Origin of the sequence: Caballeronia sp. AZ1_KS37 (assembly GCF_023631165.1) — a bacterium.
GTDB lineage: Bacteria > Pseudomonadota > Gammaproteobacteria > Burkholderiales > Burkholderiaceae > Caballeronia > Caballeronia zhejiangensis.
This window is the reverse complement of sequence record NZ_JALQDP010000037.1, coordinates 209,853-233,262: the sequence shown is the minus strand read 5'-3', so window position 1 is coordinate 233,262 and position 23,410 is coordinate 209,853. Positions and strand designations below refer to the sequence as shown.

General features: G+C 62.5%; 20 protein-coding genes. 7 read left to right on the top strand and 13 right to left on the bottom strand.

All coding sequences use genetic code 11. The annotated features are described in order from the left end of the window. Positions 1–2: 2 nt before the first annotated feature. The 7 genes from NCS00_RS25465 to NCS00_RS25435 form a co-directional block, all read right to left on the bottom strand. Positions 3–833, bottom strand: coding sequence for an ATP-binding cassette domain-containing protein (locus tag NCS00_RS25465; protein ID WP_502801600.1), 831 nt, complete (start codon positions 831–833; stop codon positions 3–5). Then, positions 797–1,579 (bottom strand): aliphatic sulfonate ABC transporter permease SsuC, encoded by a 783-nt coding sequence (gene ssuC / locus NCS00_RS25460; RefSeq protein ID WP_008347569.1) that lies wholly within the window; start codon positions 1,577–1,579, stop codon positions 797–799. The genes NCS00_RS25465 and ssuC overlap by 37 nt, the downstream gene beginning before the upstream one ends. Further along, a complete protein-coding gene (gene ssuD / locus NCS00_RS25455; RefSeq protein WP_008347568.1) occupies positions 1,576–2,724 on the bottom strand; it encodes an FMNH2-dependent alkanesulfonate monooxygenase in 1,149 nt (382 codons plus the stop codon). The genes ssuC and ssuD overlap by 4 nt, the downstream gene beginning before the upstream one ends. 138 nt (positions 2,725–2,862) lie before the next feature. Beyond that, positions 2,863–3,849 (bottom strand): sulfonate ABC transporter substrate-binding protein, encoded by a 987-nt coding sequence (locus tag NCS00_RS25450; RefSeq protein ID WP_250441305.1) that lies wholly within the window; start codon positions 3,847–3,849, stop codon positions 2,863–2,865. 151 nt (positions 3,850–4,000) lie between these two features. Continuing rightward, a complete protein-coding gene (locus NCS00_RS25445) occupies positions 4,001–4,195 on the bottom strand; it encodes a hypothetical protein (RefSeq protein ID WP_008347565.1) in 195 nt (64 codons plus the stop codon). 209 nt (positions 4,196–4,404) lie between these two features. After that, positions 4,405–5,100 carry a CBS domain-containing protein gene (locus tag NCS00_RS25440; protein WP_033536426.1) on the bottom strand — a complete coding sequence of 232 codons (696 nt, stop codon included), beginning with the start codon at positions 5,098–5,100 and terminating at the stop codon, positions 4,405–4,407. Positions 5,101–5,236: 136 nt separating this feature from the next. Next, positions 5,237–6,076 (bottom strand): alpha/beta hydrolase, encoded by an 840-nt coding sequence (locus tag NCS00_RS25435; protein ID WP_250441304.1) that lies wholly within the window; start codon positions 6,074–6,076, stop codon positions 5,237–5,239. A gap of 539 nt (positions 6,077–6,615) precedes the next feature. On the opposite strand from NCS00_RS25435, the gene NCS00_RS25430 reads away from it, so the two are divergent. Next, entirely contained in the window at positions 6,616–9,753 is a 3,138-nt protein-coding gene (locus NCS00_RS25430) for an acetoacetate--CoA ligase (protein ID WP_250441303.1), read from the top strand. Between the two features lie 53 nt (positions 9,754–9,806). Here the strand turns inward: NCS00_RS25430 and murJ are convergent, their stop codons facing one another. After that, the gene (murJ, locus tag NCS00_RS25425) at positions 9,807–11,177 is read right to left on the bottom strand and encodes a murein biosynthesis integral membrane protein MurJ (RefSeq protein WP_250441302.1); all 1,371 of its coding nucleotides are present in this window, start codon (positions 11,175–11,177) and stop codon (positions 9,807–9,809) included. Between the two features lie 292 nt (positions 11,178–11,469). On the opposite strand from murJ, the gene NCS00_RS25420 reads away from it, so the two are divergent. Beyond that, complete coding sequence (locus tag NCS00_RS25420) at positions 11,470–12,519, top strand: glycosyl hydrolase family 28-related protein (protein ID WP_144403709.1); 1,050 nt, start codon at positions 11,470–11,472, stop codon at positions 12,517–12,519. A gap of 144 nt (positions 12,520–12,663) precedes the next feature. Further along, positions 12,664–13,698 (top strand): SGNH/GDSL hydrolase family protein, encoded by a 1,035-nt coding sequence (locus NCS00_RS25415; RefSeq protein WP_250441301.1) that lies wholly within the window; start codon positions 12,664–12,666, stop codon positions 13,696–13,698. A gap of 846 nt (positions 13,699–14,544) precedes the next feature. Here NCS00_RS25415 and NCS00_RS25410 read toward each other — a convergent pair. After that, complete coding sequence (locus NCS00_RS25410; protein WP_250441300.1) at positions 14,545–14,856, bottom strand: hypothetical protein; 312 nt, start codon at positions 14,854–14,856, stop codon at positions 14,545–14,547. Between the two features lie 497 nt (positions 14,857–15,353). On the opposite strand from NCS00_RS25410, the gene NCS00_RS25405 reads away from it, so the two are divergent. Further along, on the top strand, positions 15,354–15,923 hold the full coding sequence (locus NCS00_RS25405) for a PAAR domain-containing protein (protein ID WP_175980519.1): 570 nt from the start codon (positions 15,354–15,356) through the stop codon (positions 15,921–15,923). A gap of 4 nt (positions 15,924–15,927) precedes the next feature. Continuing rightward, complete coding sequence (locus NCS00_RS25400; protein ID WP_175980518.1) at positions 15,928–16,692, top strand: peptidoglycan recognition protein family protein; 765 nt, start codon at positions 15,928–15,930, stop codon at positions 16,690–16,692. Positions 16,693–17,378: 686 nt separating this feature from the next. Here the strand turns inward: NCS00_RS25400 and NCS00_RS25395 are convergent. Continuing rightward, positions 17,379–17,558, bottom strand: a complete 180-nt coding sequence (locus tag NCS00_RS25395) for a hypothetical protein (protein WP_250441299.1) — start codon at positions 17,556–17,558, stop codon at positions 17,379–17,381. A 153-nt stretch (positions 17,559–17,711) separates the two neighbouring features. Between NCS00_RS25395 and NCS00_RS25390 the strand changes: the two genes are divergently transcribed. Then, a complete protein-coding gene (locus tag NCS00_RS25390) occupies positions 17,712–18,494 on the top strand; it encodes a bestrophin-like domain (protein ID WP_008347548.1) in 783 nt (260 codons plus the stop codon). Position 18,495: 1 nt separating this feature from the next. On the opposite strand, the gene bktB is transcribed toward NCS00_RS25390, so the two are convergent. From bktB to NCS00_RS25375, 3 genes are all read right to left on the bottom strand, one after another. Next, on the bottom strand, positions 18,496–19,680 hold the full coding sequence (gene bktB / locus NCS00_RS25385) for a beta-ketothiolase BktB (protein ID WP_008347546.1): 1,185 nt from the start codon (positions 19,678–19,680) through the stop codon (positions 18,496–18,498). 32 nt (positions 19,681–19,712) lie between these two features. Beyond that, positions 19,713–21,515 (bottom strand): acyl-CoA dehydrogenase, encoded by a 1,803-nt coding sequence (locus NCS00_RS25380; RefSeq protein WP_250441298.1) that lies wholly within the window; start codon positions 21,513–21,515, stop codon positions 19,713–19,715. Positions 21,516–21,678: 163 nt separating this feature from the next. Then, positions 21,679–22,683, bottom strand: a complete 1,005-nt coding sequence (locus NCS00_RS25375; protein WP_081851888.1) for an AraC family transcriptional regulator — start codon at positions 22,681–22,683, stop codon at positions 21,679–21,681. Between the two features lie 228 nt (positions 22,684–22,911). On the opposite strand from NCS00_RS25375, the gene NCS00_RS25370 reads away from it, so the two are divergent. After that, a complete protein-coding gene (locus NCS00_RS25370) occupies positions 22,912–23,409 on the top strand; it encodes a hypothetical protein (RefSeq protein ID WP_051079011.1) in 498 nt (165 codons plus the stop codon). Position 23,410 lies beyond the last annotated feature (1 nt).

The window sequence follows — 23,410 nt, the reverse complement described above, 5'->3', positions numbered from 1 at the left end:
GATCACGTCGAACCTCGCTGAAGCACCCGCGAAAGCACCTGTTCCTCGAGTTCGGCAAACCCCGGCGCCGTGCGCGTGCGCGGCCTCGGCAGCGGGACGTCGGTATCGAGCGTGATGCGCCCCGCATCGATCAGCACGATGCGATCGCCGAGCGACACCGCTTCCTGCACATCGTGCGTGACCAGCAGCGCGGTGAGCCGATGTTCACGCCACAAACGCTCGATCAAGCCCTGCATTTCGATGCGCGTCAACGCATCGAGCGCGCCGAGCGGTTCATCGAGCAAAAGCAGATCCGGCCGATGGACGAGCGCGCGCGCCAGCGCCACACGCTGACGCTGCCCGCCCGACAGACGCGACGGCCAGTCCTTCTCGCGTTCCGCAAGGCCGACCTCGGCAAGCGTCGCGCGGGCTTCGTCGCGCTTGTCGCGCGGCAGGCCGATCATCACGTTGTCGAGCACGCTCTTCCACGGCAAGAGACGCGCGTCCTGAAACATGATCCGCACTTGCAGTTCGTCCGATCGCGCGGCGGCGTTGCGCTGCAGAATGCCGCCGGTCGGTCGATCGAGACCGGCGATGAGCCGCAGCAACGTCGACTTGCCGCAGCCGCTGCGCCCGACGATCGATACGAAACTGCCGCGCTCGATCGACAAGTCCAGCCGATCCAGCACCGTGCGCTCGCCGAAGCGCTTCTCCACGCCGCGCAGCGACACGGCGATATCGCGCCCGCCGAGCGGCGCGCGCGCATGTGTTTCGACGCGCCTGAACGCGGGCGTCAGCGTGTCGATATCGATCAGATTCATGATTGCGCCTTCGTTTGATACGCCGGATGCCAGCGCAAGGTCGCGCGTTCGATCGCGCGCGCGGCCATGTCGGCGAGTTTGCCGAGCAGCGCGTACAGCAGGATGCCGACGACCACGACATCGGTTTGCAGGAACTCTCGCGCGTTCATCGTCATATAGCCGATGCCCGACTGCGCGGAAATGGTCTCGGCGACGATCAGCATCACCCACATCAGCCCGAAGGCGAAGCGCACGCCGACGAGTATCGACGGCAACGCGCCCGGCAAAATCACATCGCGATACAGCGCGAAGCCGGACAAGCCGTAGCTTCTCGCCATCTCGATCAGGTCGCGATCGACCGAGCGGATGCCGTGATACGTGTTGACGTAGACCGGAAAGAACACGCCCAGCGCGACGAGCACGAGCTTCGCTTCCTCGCCGATGCCGAACCACAGGATCAAGAGCGGAATCATCGCGAGCGCGGGAATGTTGCGGATCATCTGCACGGTCGAGTCGAGCGCGATTTCGGCGGGCTTGAAAAGACCCGTCGCGAGACCGAGCACGAAGCCGATTCCGCCGCCCATCGCGAAGCCCGCGAGCGCGCGGCCCGCGCTGACCTTGACGTTGGCCCACAGATCGCCGGATTCGATCAGCGCCCACGCCGCCTTCACCACCGCGAGCGGTTCGGGCAGCACGCGCGACGACAGTCCGCCCGTGCGCGCGGCGCTTTCCCAAGCGATGAGGATCATCAACGGCACGAGCCACGGCAGCGCGCGCCGAGCAATGAATGCCAGTTTCATGATGCCGATGCGCGCGGCAATTCCGACGTGCCGATGACTTCGCCGAACGGCCCCGAGAGCGGCCCGCTCGCCTGCTCGCGCTGCTTGCGCGGCAGAAGCGGAAACACCAGTTCGGCGAAACGATACGACTCTTCCAGATGCGGATAACCCGACAGGATGAACGTATCGATGCCGAGTTCCGCGTACTGTTTCATCAGCCCGGCGACCTGCTCCGGATTGCCGACGAGCGCGGTGCCCGCTCCGCCGCGCACGAGCCCGACGCCCGCCCACAGATGCGGATACACCTCCAGCTTGTCGCGGCTGCCGCCGTGCAACGCGGCCATGCGTCGCTGGCCTTCGGAATCCATCTTCGCGAACGAGGCCTGCGCGCGGCGGATGGTTTCATCGTCGAGCTTGCTGATGAGTTTGTCGGCGTCGGCCCATGCTTCCTCTTCGGTCTCGCGCACGATCACATGCAGGCGAATGCCGAACTTGATGTCGCGCCCTTCCGCTTTCGCGCGGCTGCGGATATCGGCGAGCTTCTTCTCGACGTCCGCGGGCGGCTCGCCCCACGTGAGATACGTGTCGATGTGCTTCGCCGCGATATCGTGCGCCGCAGCCGACGAACCGCCGAACCACAGCGGCGGATGCTGCTTCTGCACCGGCGGATACAGCACCTTGCCGCCCTGCGATTGCAGATGCTTGCCGTCGAAATCGAAGCTGCCGTTGTCGTGCGACTGTTCGAGCAGGCCGCGCCAGATCGTGAGGAATTCGTCGGTGATTTCGTAGCGCGTGTCGTGATCGTGAAAGACGCCGTCGCCCGCGAGTTCGGTCGGATCGCCGCCCGTCACGACGTTGATGAGCAGACGCCCGTTCGAGAGCCGGTCGAACGTCGATGCCATGCGCGCCGACAATCCCGGCGAGCTCAGGCCAGGGCGAATCGCGACGAGAAACTTGAGGCGCTTCGTCGCGGGAATGAGGCTCGACGCGACCACCCACGCGTCCTCGCAGGAACGGCCCGTGGGCAGCAGCACGCCTTCGTAGCCGAGCGTATCGGCGGCTACCGCGATCTGACGGAAGTAATCGTAATTCGCGGCGCGCGCGCCTTGCGACGTGCCGAGATAGCGGCTGTCGCCGTGCGTGGGGATGAACCAGAAAACATTCATGTTCGTCGTGTCTGAGAGAGGGCTTGCCGCGCGCAGGAATGCAGCGGCGCTCGAACGAGTCTAACGACGCGTCGCGCGCGGCTGAACCATCGATTCGCGCTAAGGATGTGCGTGATCGTGCTAACGCCGGTCGCCGCGTCAGGCAACGTTCCAGCGCGCTTCGGTCACGTCGAGCTTCTTCGGGATGAGCTTGAGGCTCGTGAAGGTATCGGCGATCTGCTGCTGGTACGCGAGCGTGGCTGGATCGATCGGCTGCACGCCGTACGACGTGCGTTTCAACGCCGTTTCGAGGATGCCGGTATCGAGCCCGACGAGCGGCGACAATTGCGCCGCCACGGCGGAGACGTTGTCGCGCGCCCAGCGATCGACCTGATCCAGCTCTTCGAGCACCGCATGCACGAGTTGCGGCTGCGCCGTCGCGATCTTGCGCGTCGCGAGGTAGTACTGCACGTTGCGCACGATGCCTTCTGCGTCGGTCAGTTGACGCGCGTTCGCCTGCTTTTCGGCGGCGGCGAGATACGGATCCCAGATCGCCCATGCGTCGATGCTGCCCTGCACGAACGCGGCGCGCGCATCGGCGGGCGCGAGATAGACCGGTTGAATATCCGACCACGTGAGATTCGCTTTTTTGAGCGCCTCGACGAGCAGATAGTGAACATTCGATCCTTTATTCAGCGCCACTTTCTTGCCGCGCAATTCCGCGACCGAACGGATAGTCGAATCCTTCGGCACGACGATCGCCTCGGCGTGCGGCGCGGGCGGCTCGTGGCCGATATACACGAAGTCGACGCCCGCCGCCTGCGCGAAGATCGGCGGCGTCTCGCCTACCGTGCCGATATCGACCGCGCCCGCATTGAGTCCCTCGAGCAGTTGCGGCCCGGCCGGGAATTCGAGCCATTGCACCGTGACGCCTTGCGCCGCAAGGCGTTTGTCGAGCGATCCGCGCGCCTTGAGCACGACGAAGTTGCCGTACTTCTGATAGCCGATACGCAAGGTCTTCGGCGCATCGGCGGCTTGCGCGATGCGCGTGGCGAGCCCGCCCGACAGCCCCGCACCGAGCGCGGCGAGCGTGAAGAGCGTGCGACGGCGCGCGGGAATGGAAGGCGTGTTCTTGCGGTCGGACATGCGTGTTTCCTCGTTGAGCGAAGGCATCTTTACCGATGCCAATGCTAACAACGCATGCCTCGCGGGCTAAACGAGAAATCGTGATATCGATAGTGCGGTCAGGCCGATGCGTACCGACGTGACTCAGTACGTCTGCACACGTCCCGACGACTCAGTGAGTGCGCCGCACGGCGCGCAGCAGCCAATCGCCATCTTCCGTGATGCGCGGCAGTTGCGCGCCGCTCACGAGTTGTTCCATCGCGATCAGTTGACGTTCGAGAAGCGTGTCGAGCTCGTGCCGGTCGATGATCTGATCGGCGGCATCCTTGACGAGCATGAGGGTTGCGAATTCGTGTGCGCTGAGCATACCTGTCTCCCCATCGTTTGATTAGCTGATGTAGGCATGCGCTTCGGACGCATGACCCGGGGGTACCTCTGGCCGCGATAGCAGCGGGATTCGATAGTAGGACCGGATGCCCGTTCGCGGCAATTCGGGTCGTCCCGGATAGTGGGAGAAATCGGCCGATCGAGACGACTTACGCCGCGACGCGCCTGTCGTTGATCGGCTTTGGACTTTCACAGCCCCGGCATGATCGGATAAGGAATCGTGTGATCCTCGACGCGCTTCACGCCCGGAATGCTTTGCGACGCGATACGCATGGCATCGAGCTGATCCCTCGACCACACCGTGCCCCACAAATGCACGACGCCATCGCGCACGACGATATTGCGCCCCGGAAACGCCCAGCCGCGTCCCGCGAGATCGCCCATCAGCATGGCGCGGATCTCGGCATCGCTGGCGAGCGCCTCGGGCGCGGCTTCGACGGCGAGCGCCGACGCCAGCGCCTGCACCAGATTCGAGCGGCTGACGATGCCGACGAGGCGGCCATCGCGCAGCACCGGCACGCGCTTGATGTGATGGCTTTCGAGCACCGCGGCGATATCGGCCAGCGACGTGTCCTCTTTCACGCAGATGGGTTCGCGCGTCATGATCTCGCCGACCGTCGGGGCATGCGACTTGATGTAGTCGGCCGCGCCGCCATCGGAGCCGAGCATGTCGAGCCACCACGAGCGGCGGTTGCGTTTCTCGGTGCCGATTTCCTCGCGATGAAGCAGATCGCCTTCGCTGATCATGCCGACGACGCGCTCATCCTGATCGACGACGGGCGCAGCGCTGATGCGGTGCTGCACCAGGAGCCGCGCCAGGTCATGCACTCTCGTTTCGGGCGTGACGGAAACGACAGGGGAAGTCATTACATCGCGTGCTTGCATCATGTGCTCCGGAGGTCGATGAATAAGGTCGCGCATACGCGTCCTGAATCACTCTAAGGAGCGCTGCGCGATCCTCGATTGACTTGCATCAAGCAATCCACCGGAGCACGCGTGCGGCGAACCGACGCGGCCTCGTTCAATGCGCGCCGATGAACGCGACGACGTCGGCGAGAACGGGCGAATCCTTGCGGCGCGACGCCGAGAACGTGTCGATGATCGTGTCGTGGCCGTATCCCGCGTATTTCTTCAGCACGACGGCGTCATGATGCGCGCGCAGCGCTTCCGCGAAGCGATCGCTGTTGCGCGGATCGACATCGGTGTCGGCCGTGCCTGCGGCGAGCAGCATCGGCGGCTCGTCTCCCGATATGAACGCGATCGGCAACGCACCCGCGCGCAACGCCGCCGGAAAGATCTCGTCCATGTGGGGATCGCTCGTCGGGATCGCGGCGTACGGACCGGCGAGTCCGATCATCCCGCGCAGCGAAGTATTCGCGATGCCTTGCGTGGCGAGATAGCGCGGATCGGTTGCGAGCATGGACGCCAAGTGCGCGCCGGAGGAATGCCCCATCAGAAAGATGCGATTGGGATCGCCGCCGTATTCGTGCGCGTGATCGCGTGCCCAGCGCACGGCGGCGGCGGCGTCATCGAGAAAGCCGGGGAAAACGGCTTGCGGATAAATGCGGTAATCCGGCGCGACGGTCACGATGCCGTGCGCGGCGAGCGCCTCGGCAATATTGCGCGAGTCCTTGCGATGGCCGCTTTGCCAGCCTCCGCCGTAGAAATACACGACGACCGGGCGATTTCCCTGCGTGCCCGAATCGGGTGCATAGACGTCGAGCCGCTCGCGCGGATCCGTGCCGTACGCGATACCGTCGGCTCGTTCGCTATCGTGTTCGAGCGCGCGCGCCGCTATGACGCCGCCCACGCATGCCGCCAGCGCGAGGGCAATGAACTTTCTTCTTGCCGGAAAATGCATGTTGCGTTCGGAGTATTTTTTCAGGCGACATGACATGATGCACGACGCTTATTGTCCGTGCTGGAAATATCGTTGCGTGCATCATCTTAGAGCAGCAGGAACCGCACACACTTACGGCGGCCTGACGAATAGCATCACGAATCTTTCATAATCTTTCCAATTAGGAATGCCACGCATACCGGTTATTCGATGTTTATAAGCGTGTCGAATTCACGCATCGCAAATCGCATTGTTTCGGTCGCGCGAGGTCGCGAATTAACTCTTCAGCCCCTGATTAAATAATATGGCATGACCAGCCGGCGATTCGCGTCATTCCTACCGACTCCCAACGCGCTTCATTAATCAGCGAACGACTTGTGTTTCTCTCCGCACATTACCGGGCGATCTGTCTGGATACGCTTAATCGTCGATGGCACATGTCCGCCGGAATCGGACCTATTCGAGAGCGCGAAAAAGCGCCGCAGACAATCCAGAGATTTAAAAAAGAAGGCAAACCGAGTGCCCAAAGGTATTGCCATAACTGCTGAGGGAGCCACTTCATGGATCGTTCGGAATCGCCCGGCGAGGCGAAGTCGCGTCTGCCGATTTTTGTCCAGGAAACCGTCCAAACCACACCATCGCAGATATCCGCATTCACCGCGGCGCTGCGAGCGCAATCCGGCCAGCCATTAAAAGACTTTAGCGAGTTACACGACTTCTCGATCCGCGATTACCGCGGCTTCTGGAAGTCCTTTCTGCAATGGGCGCCAGGATTGACGTGGTCGGGCAAAGCCGAGCCGGTATGCGTCGGCGATAGTTGCGAACACGCGCGGTTTTTCCCCGACGTCACGCTGAATTACGCTGAGAATCTGCTCGGCTTCTCGATTGCGCCCGCGGATTCGCCAGCGCTCACCGCCTGTCACGCCGATGGCCGCCGCGTGCGCTTTACGCGCGGCGACTTGCGTGCGCGCGTGGCTCGTCTCGCCGACGCGCTCACGCAACTCGGCCTGCGCGAAGGCGACCGCGTCGCGGGCGTGATGCGCAACGACGCCGATGCGATCGTCACCGCGCTCGCCGTGACCGCGATCGGCGCGACGCTGTCCACCGCCGCGCCGGAAATGGGCATCGAAACGCTGCTCGACCGCTTCACGCAACTCGAACCGCGCTTCCTGTTCGCGCATACCGCCGCCAAGCCGTTCGACACCGGCACGCCGCTCGACAAGAAGATATCGATGCTCGCCGACGCGCTCCCAACGCTTGCGGGCATCGTCAGTCTCGATGGCGATCCGTCGGCCGTGCATGCCGCGCCGCCCGTCAACTCGCTGGACGCGCTGCTCGCGGCCGGCGATCCGGCGCGGGTCGAATGGAAGCGCTTTAACTTCAATCACCCGCTCTTCGTGATGTTCTCGTCCGGCACGACCGGCAAGCCCAAATGCATCGTGCACGGCGCGGGCGGGAGCCTCATCGAGCATCTGAAGGAGCATCGGCTGCATTGCGATCTCCGGCCGGGCGACCGCATGTTCTTCCACACGAGTTGCGCGTGGATGATGTGGAACTGGCAGTTGTCGGCGCTCGCGTCGGGCGTCGAAATCGTTACCTATGACGGGCCGATCGCATCGGTCGATACGTTGTGGCGGCTCGTCGCCGAAGAACGCGTCAACGTGTTCGGCACGAGTCCCGCGTATCTGAAGATGTGCGAGGACGCCGGGCTCGTGCCGTCGCGCGAATTCGATCTGGGCGGCCTTCACGCGATGATGTCCACCGGCGCGATCCTCTTCGACGCGCAGTTCGAATGGGTCCGCGACAACGTGAAGCCGCTGCGATTGCAGTCGATTTCCGGCGGCACCGACATCCTCGGCTGCTTCGTGCTCGGCAACCCGGACCTGCCGGTTTATGCGGGCGAGGCGCAATGCAAGAGCCTCGCGTTCGATGTGCAGGCGTGGCGCGACGGCGCGCGCACGCAAGGCGTCGGCGATCTGGTGTGCGTGAACCCGTTCCCGTCGCGCCCGCTCGGATTTCTCAACGATCCGGACGGCGAGCGCTTTCACAAGGCGTATTTCAGCGCCAATGCGGGCTTGTGGACGCACGGCGATCAGATCGAGTTTCCGCCGGAAGGCACGGCGCGTCTGCACGGACGCAGCGACGGCGTGCTCGTCGTGCGCGGCATCAATGTCGGGCCGGGCGAGATCTATCGCGTGCTCAACGACATTCCCGAGATTCGCGAGGGCATCGTCGTTCAGCAGCGCGTGCGCGCCGCCGATGCCGATGCCGATGCGCCCGGCAATCCGGTCGGCGAACGGCTCGTGCTGCTCGTGACGCTGAAAGCCGGCGCGCGGCTCACCGGCACGCTGATCGCGCGCATCCGGCGCGATCTCGTGAGCCGCACGTCCGCCGCCCATGTCCCCGACGTGATCGCGGCCGTCGACGATCTGCCGGTCACGCATAGCGGCAAGCTGACGGAAGCCGCGGTGCGCAATGCCGTCAACGGGCTCGATGTGACCAACGCCGCCGCGCTGCGCAATCCGGCATCGCTCGATGCGATCCGTCATCATCCCGCGTTGCAGCCGCGATCCGGCGACGTGCCGCAGAGCTACGCGACGCGCGAGGAACTGGAGCGGCTGTTGCAGACCAAATGGGAGCAGCTCTTCGCGTTCGCCCCGATCGCTCGCGACGACAATTTCTTCGAACTCGGCGGACATTCGCTGCTTGCGGCGCGTCTGCTGGCGGAACTGCAACCGATCATCGGACGGCCAATCCCGCTCTCGACGATGTTGCGCGCGCCGACCATCGCGAAGCTCGCCGATGTCATCGACAACGGCGCGCTGCCGCAGACATCGGAAGTGCTCGTGCCGATGCGCGAAGGCGAAGGCGTCCCGCTCTTCCTCGTGCATAGCGTGACGGGATCGGTGCTCGAATGCACGCGCCTGATCGGCAATATGCGCAAGGAGCGCCCGGTGTACGGCCTTCAGGCGCTCGGGCTCGATGGCGAGACGGCGCCGCAACGCCGCGTCGAGGACATGGCGAAGACTTACGTCGAGCAGATTCGCAAGGTTCAGCCGAACGGCCCGTATGCGCTCGCCGGATTCTCGTTCGGCGGACTGGTCGCGCTCGAAATCGCGCAGCAGTTGTTCGGCGCAGGCGAGCAGACAGAGTTCGTGTGTCTGCTCGACACCTACGTGCAGGAACGCTGGCTGCCGTGGTTCGCGCTGCTCGAATTCCGCCGCGATTACGCGAGCCGTCTATGGAAGACGCTCGCGCGGATGTCGCCGCGCGAACGCGTCGGTTTTGCGGGCGCTAAATTGTCGGCCGCCGGGAACAAGCTGGCGATGCGCCTCGGCCGCGTGCCGCAGACGCCGGCGCAAGTCGCATCCGCCGATCCGATGCCGCCGGTTTTGCGGCGCATGCGCGACACGTTCCGCGCCGCGATGAACAACTATCGGCCGAAGCCGTACGAAGGCGGCCCGATCGTCTACGTACGGGCCGCGTCGCGCGAGGAAGACCGGGGCGATCCGCTGCCGCTCTGGCGCAAGATTGCGCGCCGTGGGCTGACGGTCGCGGAAGTGCCGGGCAACCATGCGGGCGTCATCGAGGAACCGGGCGTGTATGCGGCGGCTGCCGCGCTCGACCGCGACTACAGCGCCGAGGACGACACCGAAATGCAGCGTCGCGGTCATGGCGTGATGGTGCGGGGCGCGTAGGACTTGGACCGGGTCAGCCGCTCGCGCGAACGGAGCGGCTGACTGCCGATGAATCACTGGCTATCGGAACGCGGTGCGGTAGCGGTCGGCGCGAAACTGGTGAGGAAGAAGTAGGAGATGAAGACGCTCGCCGCGCCCACGCCGGTCCCGAGCAGCACGCCCTGCGATCCGAAAAAGCGGATCAGAATCGCCGTGGCCGCTAGCTTGGTCGCGAATCCCAGCACGGAAATGACCGTGATCGCCTTGTAGCGCGCCTCGCTCGCGAACGACTGAATGAGCACGCACATCCCGAACGAAAACGGAATCTGCGAAAGCCCGCAGCGGAACAGGCTCGTGACCGCGATCGTGTCCTCGCTCGTGAACGCGCCCTTCTGGAACAGCAGCTTGATCGCGTACGGCGCAAGCGCATAGGCGATCATCGCGCCGACCGTTCCCACGCCCAGCATCACGAACGACCATTTGCGCGCCGTGCTGCGCGCCCGCGCGTGATCGCCGCGATGCAGGATTTCCGAAAGAATCGGCAAGGTCGCCCGACTGATCGCGATCGCGCCCATGCTCACGAGCAGCGACAGCAGCCGGTTCGCGTAGCCGAGCGTCGCGATGGCGCCATCGCCCATATGCGCCATGAAGTATTGATCGACGGGAAGCCACAGGTTCGCCACCACCGAGCCGATCAGCAACATGCCGAGCGAGCGCGTCATGCCCGGCCAATGCGGCGCGCGCACGGAGAGACGCGGGCGCGCGGGCACGCCATCGGCGCGCCGGGCGAGGATGCGCAGCCACACGGCCTGAATCACGATGCCGATCGTCGTGCCGACGATGAGCGGCATGATCGACGTGTTGTTGCGCGCGCTCAGCACGAACACCAGCAGCGCGATGGCCGGCACGCATTCCAGCAGCGTGTTGATGTGCCTTTCGGATGCCTGGAGCCGCGCCGCCGAAATGCAGATCGTGAAGGCCAGCACGCCGACCGGCGTCATCCCGACGACCATCTGCCGGCACATTTCGCGCGTCGATTCGGAGAGCGTTCCGGCGAAGAGACCGACCATGTGCGGCCACAAAAAATACAGCAGCAGCGATACCACGATGCCGATGGCAAGCCCCGCGCCCTCGAGCTCGCTGAGAAGCTGGTTCTGCCGGTGCTTGTCGTTCCTGAGCGCGACGAGCGCGGGCACGAGCAGCACGCTCAACTGATTCGTGATCGTCGCGGGCAGCCAGGTAATGATCGTGAGCGCGAGCTGATAGGCATCGACGGTGCCGCTGACGCCGTATCGATACGCGATCGCCATTTCCTTCGATGCGCCGATCAGCTTCCCGGCAAGAACGAACAGCAGCAGGACGAAGGCGCTCCTCGCGATGCGCTTGTGATCCTGATGAACCCCGAGCAGACGTTCTCTTAGCGATTGCACTGTTGCGGTCAGCACTCTCCCTCCGGCAAATTGACCTCGATCCGCGCAAGACGGATGCTTGCTTGCGCACCGGGGGAGAGTGCATCAAACGGCATGCGCGAACTGTTCGCCACAGCACGGCGCGCGCCGATGCCATGCGCGAACCCCGCGATTCTGCACGGTCATGCTGGCACGCCCGGGCAGTTTGCGCGCTTGCCGGGTGCGCTACCGTGCAGAAGTCCACGTTCATAACGTGCGAGAGTGGCGGCTGCGCGCGGCGTCATCGGAGCCTCGTCATCGTGAATCTCAATGCGCGTACGGAAGGCAAATGAAGAAATCCATTTGGGTTGTCGTAATAATGATTGTTGTTTCCGTGCTCGCGATAAACACACCACGCGTGACGCAGCATGTGCAGACGGTCTACGCAGTCTGGGACGATGGCCGGGTTCTGAACCGGCTGAACTGGCAAACCTTCGTGCGCTGGTGGCATCGGCTGAGGAACGAGAACTACGGCGGCGCGCATCGCGCCACGCTCACGAGTTCGCCGGTCCCGGCGACGCCGAGTTGTCCGCTGACGTCGTTCACGCCGCCGAAGCTCGTCGATCCGCGCAGCCCGAAGGATTTCGGCGCGGCCGGCGACGGCAAGACCGACGACACCAAGGCGTTCCAGGCCGCCATCGATGCCGGCGATGTGCTGGTGCCCGCCGGCACGTATCTGCTCAATCACACGGTCGTCGTCACGGCCAGCAACCGGCATCTACAGTGCGAGCCGGGCGTGACGCTCAGGAAGACGATCCGCAACAACGGCAACATGTTCAATTACGAAGGGCCGTCGACGGGCAACAGTCTCGTCGGCTGCAACTTCGTGGGCGCGAATCCGACGCGTATCCGCGAATGGGATCGCCCCGGCGAATACGACATTCCCGTCCAGACCAATGGCGCGGTCGACAACTTCGTCCTCGCGGGCAACAGCTTCCGCGATTTCTTCGGCCAGTCTATGTTCCAGACCGAAGGCCAGGGCGGCGGCACCGGCGCCGTGCTGATGTTCAACTCGTTCGCCAACTGCCCGCTGTACGGCATCGCGCTCGTGGGCTCGGTGAACGGGCGCGTGGCCTACAACCTCGCCGACAACTGCCGCATGGGCCCCGAGAACAACGACGCCACGCAGGACACCGGCGGCAACGTGCTCGAATGCAACCGCATGGTCAACGGGGGCAACATCACGGGCGGGGCGAATGGTGAAGGCGGCGTCGACTATAGCGGGAACGTCGTGCGTCACAACATCCTGGATGGCGGCTATATGCAGATCAGCCCGCCCACGCACGGCAAACCGGCGAGGTACATCGACAACACCTGCAACGACTGCGGGACGGAATAAGCGGGTTACTGACGCTGGAGTGGGAAGCGCATCTTTCTTGCTTGACGTTGCCATCGATACCCGGAGCCGCGACTTCTTCCTCGCCGGACGACATTCCGTCGACGCGCGCGAAGCCGCCCCGGACAAGGATGAGACGGAGGAGCGATGCGCCAGATCGGAATCACGCCCGGCATTCGCCGCGCAATTTCTGCCGTGCTGATTGCACTGCTTACCTCATGCGGCGGCGGCAGCGGCAGCGATAGCGACTCGGGCGGAACGAGTCCGTCCGCGCCGGCGGGCGGCGTGAAGCTGCAGGTCGTCGCGTTCGGCGACAGCTTGTCGGATGTCGGCACGTACGCGCCCATCGCGAGCGCGGTCAAAGGCGGGCGCTTCACGACCAATCCGGGCCAGGTCTGGACGCAGGATGTCGCGCAGTATTACGGCGACACGCTGACGGCGGCATTCACGATCGACCTCGGACACGAGTTGAAGCCGCAAAGCGGTTTGGGCTACGCGCAAGGCGGTTCCACGGTCGCCACGCCGGCCGATCAGAACCAGTTCCTGACCGATGTGATCGGCGATATTGAAATGCCGGTCAATCAGCAGATTTCGAGCTATCTGTCGTCGCACGGAAGTTTCAATTCGAATCAGCTCGTGCTCGTTTGGGCCGGCGCGAACGATGTTCTGCGCGCGGGCACGCCGCCCGCCGCCAACACGACCGTGCAGACCGCCGCGACGACGCTCGCGCAACTCGTCGGCAAGATCGTGCAGAGCGGAGCCACGCATGTGGTGGTGGTGAACGTGCCGAATATCGGACTCTCGCCCGATGGCCTCCGCCAGTCCGATGGCGGCGGCAACCTCACGCAACTGTCGCAGCTTTTCAATGCGACGCTGACCTCGGCGTTGCAGACGAACGGGCTGCAAGGCAAGGTCATCGTCGTCGATTCCTATACGTGGACGACGCAGACCATCGCGAACTATCAGGCCAACGGATTCACCGTGTCGAACACGGCGCAGGCGTGCGATCCGTCGAAGACGCCGCACGATACGTCGCTGCTGTGCTCGCCGGCGACCTACGTGACGTCGAACGCGGACCAGACGTACATGTTCGCCGACGAACTGCATCCGACGACGCGCATGCACGCGCTCTTCGCGCAGTATGTCGAGCAGCAGATCGCGGCGAGCGGGCTCGGGCGGTGAGTGGGTCCGCCCATTTGCATTCCATGCTTTTGCACATCGATCCAAGAATCCCTTATACATCAATTAAATAGAGGGAAATGCTAACCGCATCAATCCGCACCTTTCCGCGCGAATCCGCTATTATTTTGTGGGTCGATATGTGGGTTCAATCATGGCAAACGCAATCAATCGTCTCTCTCAGGCGTTCGCCAACAAGACTGCCGCGCCGGGAACTACTGTGACGGGAACGGGCTGTACTTACAGATTACAAAGAACGGCGTCAACGTGGCTGTTCCGCTACATGCGGCAGGGCCGCGCCCGATACATGGGTCTCGGGCCACTCCACACGATCGGACTCGCCGACGCCCGTACGCGCGCTCGAATGTCGGCGGCTCCTGCTCGACGGGATTGACCCGCTCGACGCCAAGCAGAAAGACCGCGCCGCCGACGAAACGGCCAAAGCGAAAGCGATCACGTTCGACGAATGCGCCAGCGCCTATATAGAAGCGCATCGCAGCGGCTGGAAGAGCGCGCCGCCTAAACAAATTTCTGCGCGAATGCCGAGCGCGACTGGCGAACAACACATGACTCGCATCGACACCCCATGCCCCGAAATGCGCTTCGCACGGGGGGTGGTTGAAAAACGGCGGCGCGGGTCCTTCCTAAATCAGAATCGCTATGCGGGCGCGATGACGCGCAAATACTCAGTAGCTAAGTATTCGCAAAGGTGTACGCATGAACGAATGCACTCATGCTCATTTAGACTGGCACGTTCCGACGCAGGTGCGAATTGGTGCGGACAATGCGAACGCCTCACGCGAACGTTCGCATGTCAATTGCGGACATTCGAGCGATAGACGGTTCCCTTTATGTTCGCGCGCTGGTCTTTGACACGACGCCGCATTTAACAAGCTCATCGAAAAGCTGTTGTTCGGCGGCGTCCATCGGTCGAAGCATGGCGCGCACCGATTGCAAAAGCTGTATTGACAATCTGGCATTTGCCAATGCCGCCAACAGACTGGACTCAACGGCATCCAGCTTTGCCGCCTGTTCAGCGCAAAGCGTCTGCTTCTGTTGTGCGATGATGTCTTGCGTCCGTTTGATAGTCACGGCTGTCTGACTCAGCCGATGCTCGATCCTGACTGTGCCTGTGACAGAATGGACGCTTCGATTACCCATGTCTCACTCCTGTGTGAAGCCCGGAGCCGCGCCCTTCGATGGAAGGGGCGGGCGGGAACAGTGACAAGGGTGGCAGACCGGGTGAGTACAACCATTACCGGCAACCCTTTCGGATTCCCTGCCACGTCCCGCCCATAGGCGTGCCAAAGCACCATGCGTCAACGGTCCTTTTGGCGCTTGGGGTTCTATCGCTTCGCTCGCATTGCGCGACCGTCGCGGGTTGGAAAACTCACTAAAGGCTGCCAAGCCCGTCCCTGCGCAACCACGCGCCAGATTCGCCGAATACGACAGAACTCCGCAGCGCTGATTTTATGATGCCGTAAAAATTCGTTGATTTCGCCGTGTCTATGTCGTCGGCTGCTTGCGCGTGGTCGCTGCCTTCGTATGCTGACGATGCCGCTCAAACCGGGCGAGCATTCACGACAGGGATAGAAACAAATGCCAAAAAGCAAGCATAACGAATCAATGATCCTTGCCGATAGAGCGGCGAGCATTGCATGACTGACAAGCTGGTTGGAAAAGGCGATTGGACGACTACGCGAGGCCGAGTTCTAGGCGGCTCTTCGTCGTTCTTCGCGGAGAACGGGCGAACGCTCTCACGCCGCAACGACATTGCTAGTTGTGGGAATTGTGAAGGTGGTTTTCCGATATTGGGCACTGCCGACACGATGCTCGACGAAGGGCTACCGCTCGTCAGGCATATGGATCGAGTGCTTTGTCCGTGTGGGCAGAATCGCGTGCTTTCGGGGCATCCCGAGTTCTTGATAAGGGACGGGAAAGGAGACGGGACTCACACATCAACAGATGGTGGTGCTCCAATTGCAGCGCCACCTACACAGGCAGCCCGCGAAGGCAAGCATACGAGTTGGTTCTATGTGCAGGACAGCGTTACCGGTGAGCCGCTACGCGATCAGAAGTATGTTGCGCGCGTGTCCGGCGTCGAACAATCCGGAAAGACAGACGCCAACGGCTACGCAAAAATTGAGACAGATGGCGTGAGTGCTATCGATATCCACGTCTCGTTCTCGTCACCCAAACGGGAGCTAAACCCCGGAAGAGGAGCTTAAGCACATGAGCACGGATTACAAGATCGAACACTGGACATCGAGTCGTTCAGCGCTGGGAAGCAGTAAAGATGATGCGATAGCCATCTCTGTGAATAATCGTGCGGCGACCCGGCAGGCGATCATTAATGCGCTTTCAAGAAAGGGCTACAAGCTGATCGAGCGATCGGAATGGCACGCAAAACCGCCGCGAAAAGTATTGAAGGATAGTTATTGGGACTACCAAGATATTGTTTTGCATCACGCTGGCCGAAGTTATTCGTGTGGCGCGCCCTCTATTGAGGAAATGCAGCGCGTTCAAGCAGAAGACATGGGTAGAAGCCCGCCATTTGATGATGCCGGATACCACTACGCTATTTCGTGCCAAGGTGAAATCTATGAAGGTCGCGATATACGGTTCACCGGCGAGCACGTCGCCGGCGATAACACGGGTAAGATAGGAATAGTTTTTCTTGCCGATCTTGTGCAAGCTGGTGAAGCGTATCAGGAAGAATATAGCCGCTTATCGTTGGTTGATAAGATTAAGAATATTCGCGGAATTTTAACGGACCAGGTTGTTTTGTGGCATGACAAACCAACGCTTGAACAAATAAAGGCAAGCAAAGCGTTGTGTAGCGTGCTCGTGGAATTCTTCGATATTCAAAGGTTAGGCGGGCACCGTGAATATCAGCAACTCGCAACAAAAAAGGGACGCGCGTGCCCCGGAAATCTCGGAATGGATATTGTTAAATTGCTGCGCTCGGAACTGTCACTTGCCGATCCGGGGAAGTAATTTCTATGAATAGAAAGAGAAACGTTGCTGCTATTTTTATGGTTTTTGCTTTGCTCACGCTCGGATTTTGGTTGAGCATCGGATATTACCATTCCTATATCGATCATGAGGATAACGTCATCTACTTCTTGAAAAGGAGGCTGACGCTTCGAAGAGAGTTCGTCAATCCGTTCGCAAATGAGGGAAATCCTTTTCCTGCGAATGAGCTATCACCTGACATCCAAAAAGAGCTTTCTGAATATTGCAAATATGCGTATGGAATAGCGCAGACTGACGAGAAGTCTATCGAAGGTTGCAGAAAGCGGATTGTTCGCGAAGTTCAATAGCCAGAAATAGCTAGCGTCATATTGATGTCGGGTAAGTCCCGCTCTCGCTTGCTCCCCGCTTGCGAGAGCATTCCAAGTCGTGCGAGTTAGCGATGCGTCAGGACGTGTCGCTCTTCGCTCCGACACGCCACAAGAAAGATGTGAGGACCGTTTGTATCAATTCGAACGGCAACGCTCAATGTCAGACCAACGGCACATCAAAGGCCGTGACAGACGTGGGTCATTTTGTGGGTCGCCAAAACAAAAATCCCGCAAGTCATTAACTATACGGGATTTTTTTATGGTGCTTTGGCGGTGAATCGGGCGATTTTGGGCGGAATCGCGTTGCTACGGGACTGAATATGGTCGAGATTCGGTTGTTCATTCCTTGACTGAATTGACCGTGAACATAGCCGACCCCATGAAACCGACGATCAATCCCTTGCCATCGGGCATACGCAAATCGATCGCGCTGACCACGTCGACGGCAACGAATTCTTCGCGAACCTCGGCGAACTCGACCGCCAACAGAAAATTCGCTAGCGCGTGGCCCGCACTCACCGCCGCGTCGATTTTCGCGCCGCGAATGTGCTGACGTTCGGGAAGCGGCTATCACCCGCTATCAGCCCAGCGGCGAAATCCGCACGGGCACCTTCGAAGCCCCCCATCGACTGTGATTTAATGTGCTCCGTTCGGGTCCACGGAGCGCATCCGATGACGAGCACCTGGTTGCACAACCTTCCGCTTTGGCAGATGACGCTCGTGGTATTCGGCGCGACGGGCGTCGCGGGGGCGGCGATCCACTTCGTAACGGGCCGGCTCGCGGCCAGCGCGCATCGGCGCGCCTTCACGACGCTTTCGCCGGGCCTGCTTTCGCCGATCGGCGTCATCTTCGGCTTGCTCATCGCGTTCACCGCCGCGCAGGTCTGGAACGACACCGCGCGCGCCAACGGCGCCGTCGATGCCGAAGCCGGCGCGCTGCGATCCGTCGTCGTGCTGTCCGCCGCTTTTCCGCCAGACGCGCAGATCCAGTTGCGCAAGCTGATCCGGGAATACATCGAATACACCGTCAATACGGAATGGCCGATGATGGCGCAAGGCGCGGTCACGCTGAAAATCAGTCCGCCGACGCTGAACAAGGCGCTTCAGTTCGCGCTCGCCCTGCCCGCGATAACCCCCGGACAGCAGACCGCGCAGCGGCAGGTAGCGGTATCGCTGGAACGGGCGCTCGAAGCGCGCCGCGAGCGCATTCTGGTGAGCCGGTCCGAAGTCAGCGGCATCAAATGGCTGTGCCTCGGCTTTCTCGCCGTGTGTCTCGTCTTCGCGATCGCGCTCGTTCATGGCGAAAACCGGCTGACATCGGCCGTCGCGATCGGGCTCTTCTGCGCGAGTCTCGCGACGACCATGCTGCTGATTCTCTCGCACGACCGCCCATTCTCCGGCGAGATCGCGGTGAAGCCCGAGCCGCTCCTGCAGGTCGTCCCCGCGTTCGGCTGATTCACTGAAGATTTTCGAAGATCGCCGCGATGCCCTGACCGCCGCCGATGCACATCGTGACGAGCGCGTAACGCCCGCCGATGCGCTTCAGTTCATAAAGCGCCTTCACCGTGATGAGCGCGCCCGTCGCGCCGACCGGATGCCCGAGCGAAATGCCCGAACCGTTCGGATTCACCTTGCGCGGATCGAGTCCGAGCTCGTTCGTCACCGCGCACGCCTGCGCGGCGAACGCTTCGTTGGCCTCGACGACATCGAGCTGATCGACGGACAGACCCGCCCGTTCCAGCGCCTTGCGCGTCGCGGGCACGGGACCGATGCCCATATACGCCGGATCGACGCCCGCGTGCGCGTAGGACACGAGCCGCGCGAGCGGTTTCGCGCCGCGCCGCTCGGCTTCGCCACGCTCCATCAGCAGCACGGCCGCCGCCGCGTCGTTGATGCCCGATGCGTTGCCGGCCGTCACCGTGCCGTTCTCCTTGACGAACACGGCCTTCAGGCTTTCGAAGTCGCTCGGGCGCGCGTCGTGGCGGACGTGCTCGTCGGTGTCGAAGACGGCATCGCCTTTTTTCGCGCGCACGGTGATCGGCAGAATCTGCTCGCCGAAACGGCCTTCCGCGATCGCACGCGCCGCACGGCGATGCGATTCGAGCGCGAGCGCGTCCTGCGCCTCGCGGGAAATGCCGTATTTGCGCGCCACGTTTTCCGCCGTCACGCCCATGTGGATTGTCTGAAAGGGATCGTGCAGCGCGCCGAGCATCATGTCGACGAGCTTGCCGTCGCCCATGCGCTGCCCGAAGCGCGCGCCCGGCAACGCGTAGAGCGCGCGGCTCATGGATTCCGCGCCGCCGCCGATCGCGATGTCCGCGTCGCCGAGCATGATCGTCTGCGCAGCCGATACGATGGCCTGCAAGCCCGATCCGCACAGCCGGTTCACCGTCAGCGCCGGAACGTGCTGCGCGACGCCGCCGTCGATCGCCGCGACGCGCGCGAGATACATGTCCTTCGGTTCCGTATGCACGACATTGCCGAAGACGACGTGACCGACGTCGTCGCCCGCGACGTTCGCGCGCTGAAGCGTTTCGCGCACGATCATCGCGCCGAGTTGCGTCGGAGAGAAATCCTTCAGGCTGCCGCCGAAGTCGCCGATCGCAGTTCGCACGCCGCTTGCCACCACTACTTCACGCATTGCATCGCTCCTGTTGATTTCGCGCGCAGGCGTCAGAATTGCGCCTCGCTCAATGTGAACAGCGGATCGTCGCCGTGCGCCGAGACGATCGCGGTTTCCAGCGCGCGCGCCTGCGTCAGCACGTATTCGGAGAAGCAGTGCGCGGTCGCGATCTTCGCGCCGTGGAACGCCGGATCGTCGGCCCGTCTGGCTTGCGCGACGAGCAGCGCGCGCGCCATCTGCCAGCCCGACAACACGATGCCCGCGAGCTTCAGATACAGCACGCTGCCCGCGAACACCGCGTTCGGATCGCGCTTCGCGGATTCGAGCACGTAGGCGACGACGTTCGCGAGCGCGTCGCGGCCATCGGCGAGACGGCGATGCATCGAATCGAAAACGCGCGCGGCATCGCCGGCATCGACGGATTTCAGAGCGTCGAGCGTCTCGTCGATCTGCGCGAGCAGCACCTGCGCCGTCGCGCCGCGATCGCGCAGCGTCTTGCGGCCGACGAGATCGTTCGCCTGAATCGCCGTCGTGCCTTCGTAGATCGCGAGGATGCGCGCGTCGCGATAGAGCTGCGCCGCGCCGGTCTCCTCGATGAAACCCATGCCGCCGTGAACCTGAACGCCGAGGCTCGTCACGTCGTTCGCCATTTCGGTGCTCCAGCCTTTCACGACCGGCACGAGGAATTCGTTGAGCGCGAGATGGCGGGCGCGCGTGTCGGCGTCGTCGTGATGATGGGCGATATCCGCGTGCGCAGCCGCGACGTAGGCGAGCGCACGCGCGCCTTCGGTCATCGCGCGCATCGTGCCGAGCATGCGCCGCACGTCGGGATGACGGATGATCGCGACGGAACCCGCGCTCGAACCATCGACGGGACGGCTCTGCACGCGTTCCTTCGCATAGTCGGCGGCCTTCTGATAAGCGGCGTCGGACAGCGCGATGCCCTGCAAGCCGACGCCGAAGCGCGCCGCGTTCATCATCACGAACATGTATTCGAGGCCGCGATTCTCTTCGCCGACGAGATAGCCGGTCGCGCCGCCGTTATCGCCGTACTGGAGCACGGCGGTCGGGCTCGCTTTGATGCCGAGCTTGTGCTCGATCGACACGCAATGCACGTCGTTGCGCGCGCCGAGGCTGCCGTCGTCGTTGACGAGCAACTTCGGCACGACGAACAGCGAGATGCCTTTCACGCCTTCGGGCGCGTCCGGCGTGCGCGCCAGCACGAGATGGACGATGTTCTCGGCCATGTCGTGCTCGCCCCAGGTGATGAAAATCTTGGTGCCGAACACCTTGTAGGTGCCGTCGCCCTGCCGTTCGGCGCGCGAACGCACGAGCGCGAGATCGGAGCCGGCTTGCGGCTCGGTCAGATTCATCGTGCCGGTCCAGACGCCTTCGATCAGCTTCGGCAGATAGCGCGCCTTCAGTTCGTCCGAGCCCGCGAGCAGCAACGCTTCGATGGCGCCATCGGTGAGCAGCGGGCACAGCGCGAAGGAAAGGTTCGACGCGTTCAGCATCTCGATGCACGGCGACGCGATCAGTTTCGCGAGCCCTTGTCCGCCGAATTCGGCCGGATGGCTGATGCCTTGCCAGCCGCCTTCCGTGTATCGACGGAAGGCATCGGCGAAACCGGGCGTCGCCGTCACTTCGCCGTCGCGCCACTCGCTCGGCTGCTGGTCGCCGCGCGCATTCAGCGGCGCGATGACTTCGACGGCGAGTTTCGCGCCTTCGTCGAGAATGGCAAGCGCTGTGTCCGCGTTCGAATCGGCAAGTCCGGGAAGCTGGCTGATGCTTGCAATATCTGCCAGCTCTTCCATGACAAACATCATTTCCTTGACGGGCGGCGTGTAATTCATCGATGACTCCTGGGCCCACAGCCTTTCGACGAAACGCGCGCTGTGGCAAACAAACGTTGATGTGTTGCGATGCATGGTATCAACGCCGCCGAAATCCTTAGCTACCGGAATCTGCCCTTTCACTGACAAAATCTGCCAAACGCGCCGGCCGCTTTTGGGCGCGTCACTCGCCTTTTCTTTGCCGGTACGCCGCGGGCGTGCTGCCGGTCCAGTGACGGAACGCGCGATGAAACGCGGTCGGATTATCGAAGCCGACGTCGTATGCAATGGCCGCGATGGCATCGTTCGAACGGGTGAGACGCTGGATCGCGATGTCGCGGCGCACTTCGTCCTTGATCGCCTGAAAGGTCGTGCCCTCGGCTTCGAGACGTCGGCAGAGCGTGCGCATCGAATAGTGCAACTGCTGCGCGACGGCATCGACGGTCGGCGTCGACGGCAGGCCCGTCGCGATGCACTGCCGCACGCGATGACACACCATCTCTTCCGTGAACGACACGAAAATCCAGTCCTCCGGCGCGCGCTGAAGAAACGCGTCGAGGTCGGATTTGCGCTGACGGATCGGGCGGTCGAGATAGCGCGCATCGAACGCGATGAGCGTGCGGTCGCGGCCGAAACGCACCGGCCCCGGAAACAGGTACAGCAGATCGCCGGACTGCGCGGGCCGCATGAATTCGAACGCCGCTTCGATGAGTGGAATCTTCGCGCGGATCAGCCACGACGCGACGCCGTGCACGAGCTTCAGCACGAGTTCCCGCGCGAGCGCGCTCGCGGGCGGTCCAGCGGGATTCGCGACGAATTCGACGGTCGCATACGGTCCCTCGCGGCGCGACACGAGCTGGAATTCATCGAGCACCAGATGGAAGAACTGCCCGAAGCGATGCAGCGCGACCTCCAGACGCGGCGCGTCGAGCAGGCTCAAACACAGAAATTTGAGCGTGCCGTTGCGCAGCGGACGCGCGAAGATTCCCGGCATCTCGTCGTCGAGTTCCATCGCAAGCAGGCGATAAAGCGTCGAAAACTGCTCCTGTGTGACGCGCGCGGCTGGCATGCCGAGCAGCTCGTGCGGAATGCCGGAATGCTCCGCGAGCCGGATGACCGCGGCGCGGTCGGCGCCCGAAAGGAAGCCGTTGACGACCGAGATGGGAACGGTTGGGGAAGGAGGCCTCATGAGGCCGATTTTGTCATAGCCGCCGGGCGGCGTAGCGCGGAACGCGTACGTTCGTGCTTCATCGCGAACGTCCGGACCGGTGCGGACGAATCGCTGGACCTTTCAGATTGAAACTTCTATAACGGGATGTGCAAGCGCCGTCCGAAAGGCATCCGTCCGCGACGAAGCTCGCTCGAATTAGTTAGGAACTCGAACCATATGTTCTGAAGAAAATTTTGGAGGTTGATCATGACCCGTTTCCCCTGTTCAACGAAACTCCTTGCGTTGCCGGTTCTGAGCCTGATGGCAGGCGCATCCGCCGCTTGGGCGCAGACGCTTCCGAAGCAAGGCAATATCGAAGCCACGTACACCGCATCCGGCGCGGATGTGCGCAATATCAGCGTGAGCGGCGATGACGCCGTGTATCTCTTCGAATCCACGCTCCTGATGACGAACAACAAATCGCCGCTGATGCAGAACGTCACCGCGCGCTGCGTCGAAGCCGGCTTCAGCGCGGGCACGGCGACCGGATATTGCGTCTATTCGGACAAGGACGGCGACAAGTTCATCGAGTCCTACACGTATCAGGGCGGCACGCCCAAGGGCAAGGGAACGATCGGCTCGGGCACGGGAAAATACAAGGGCATCGAAGGTCAGTTCGACTGGCAGCAAGTCGTCGCCCTGCCCTCGGACAAAGGGACATATAACTACGTCGGCAAGAAGACCGGCAGCTATCGCATTCCGTGAG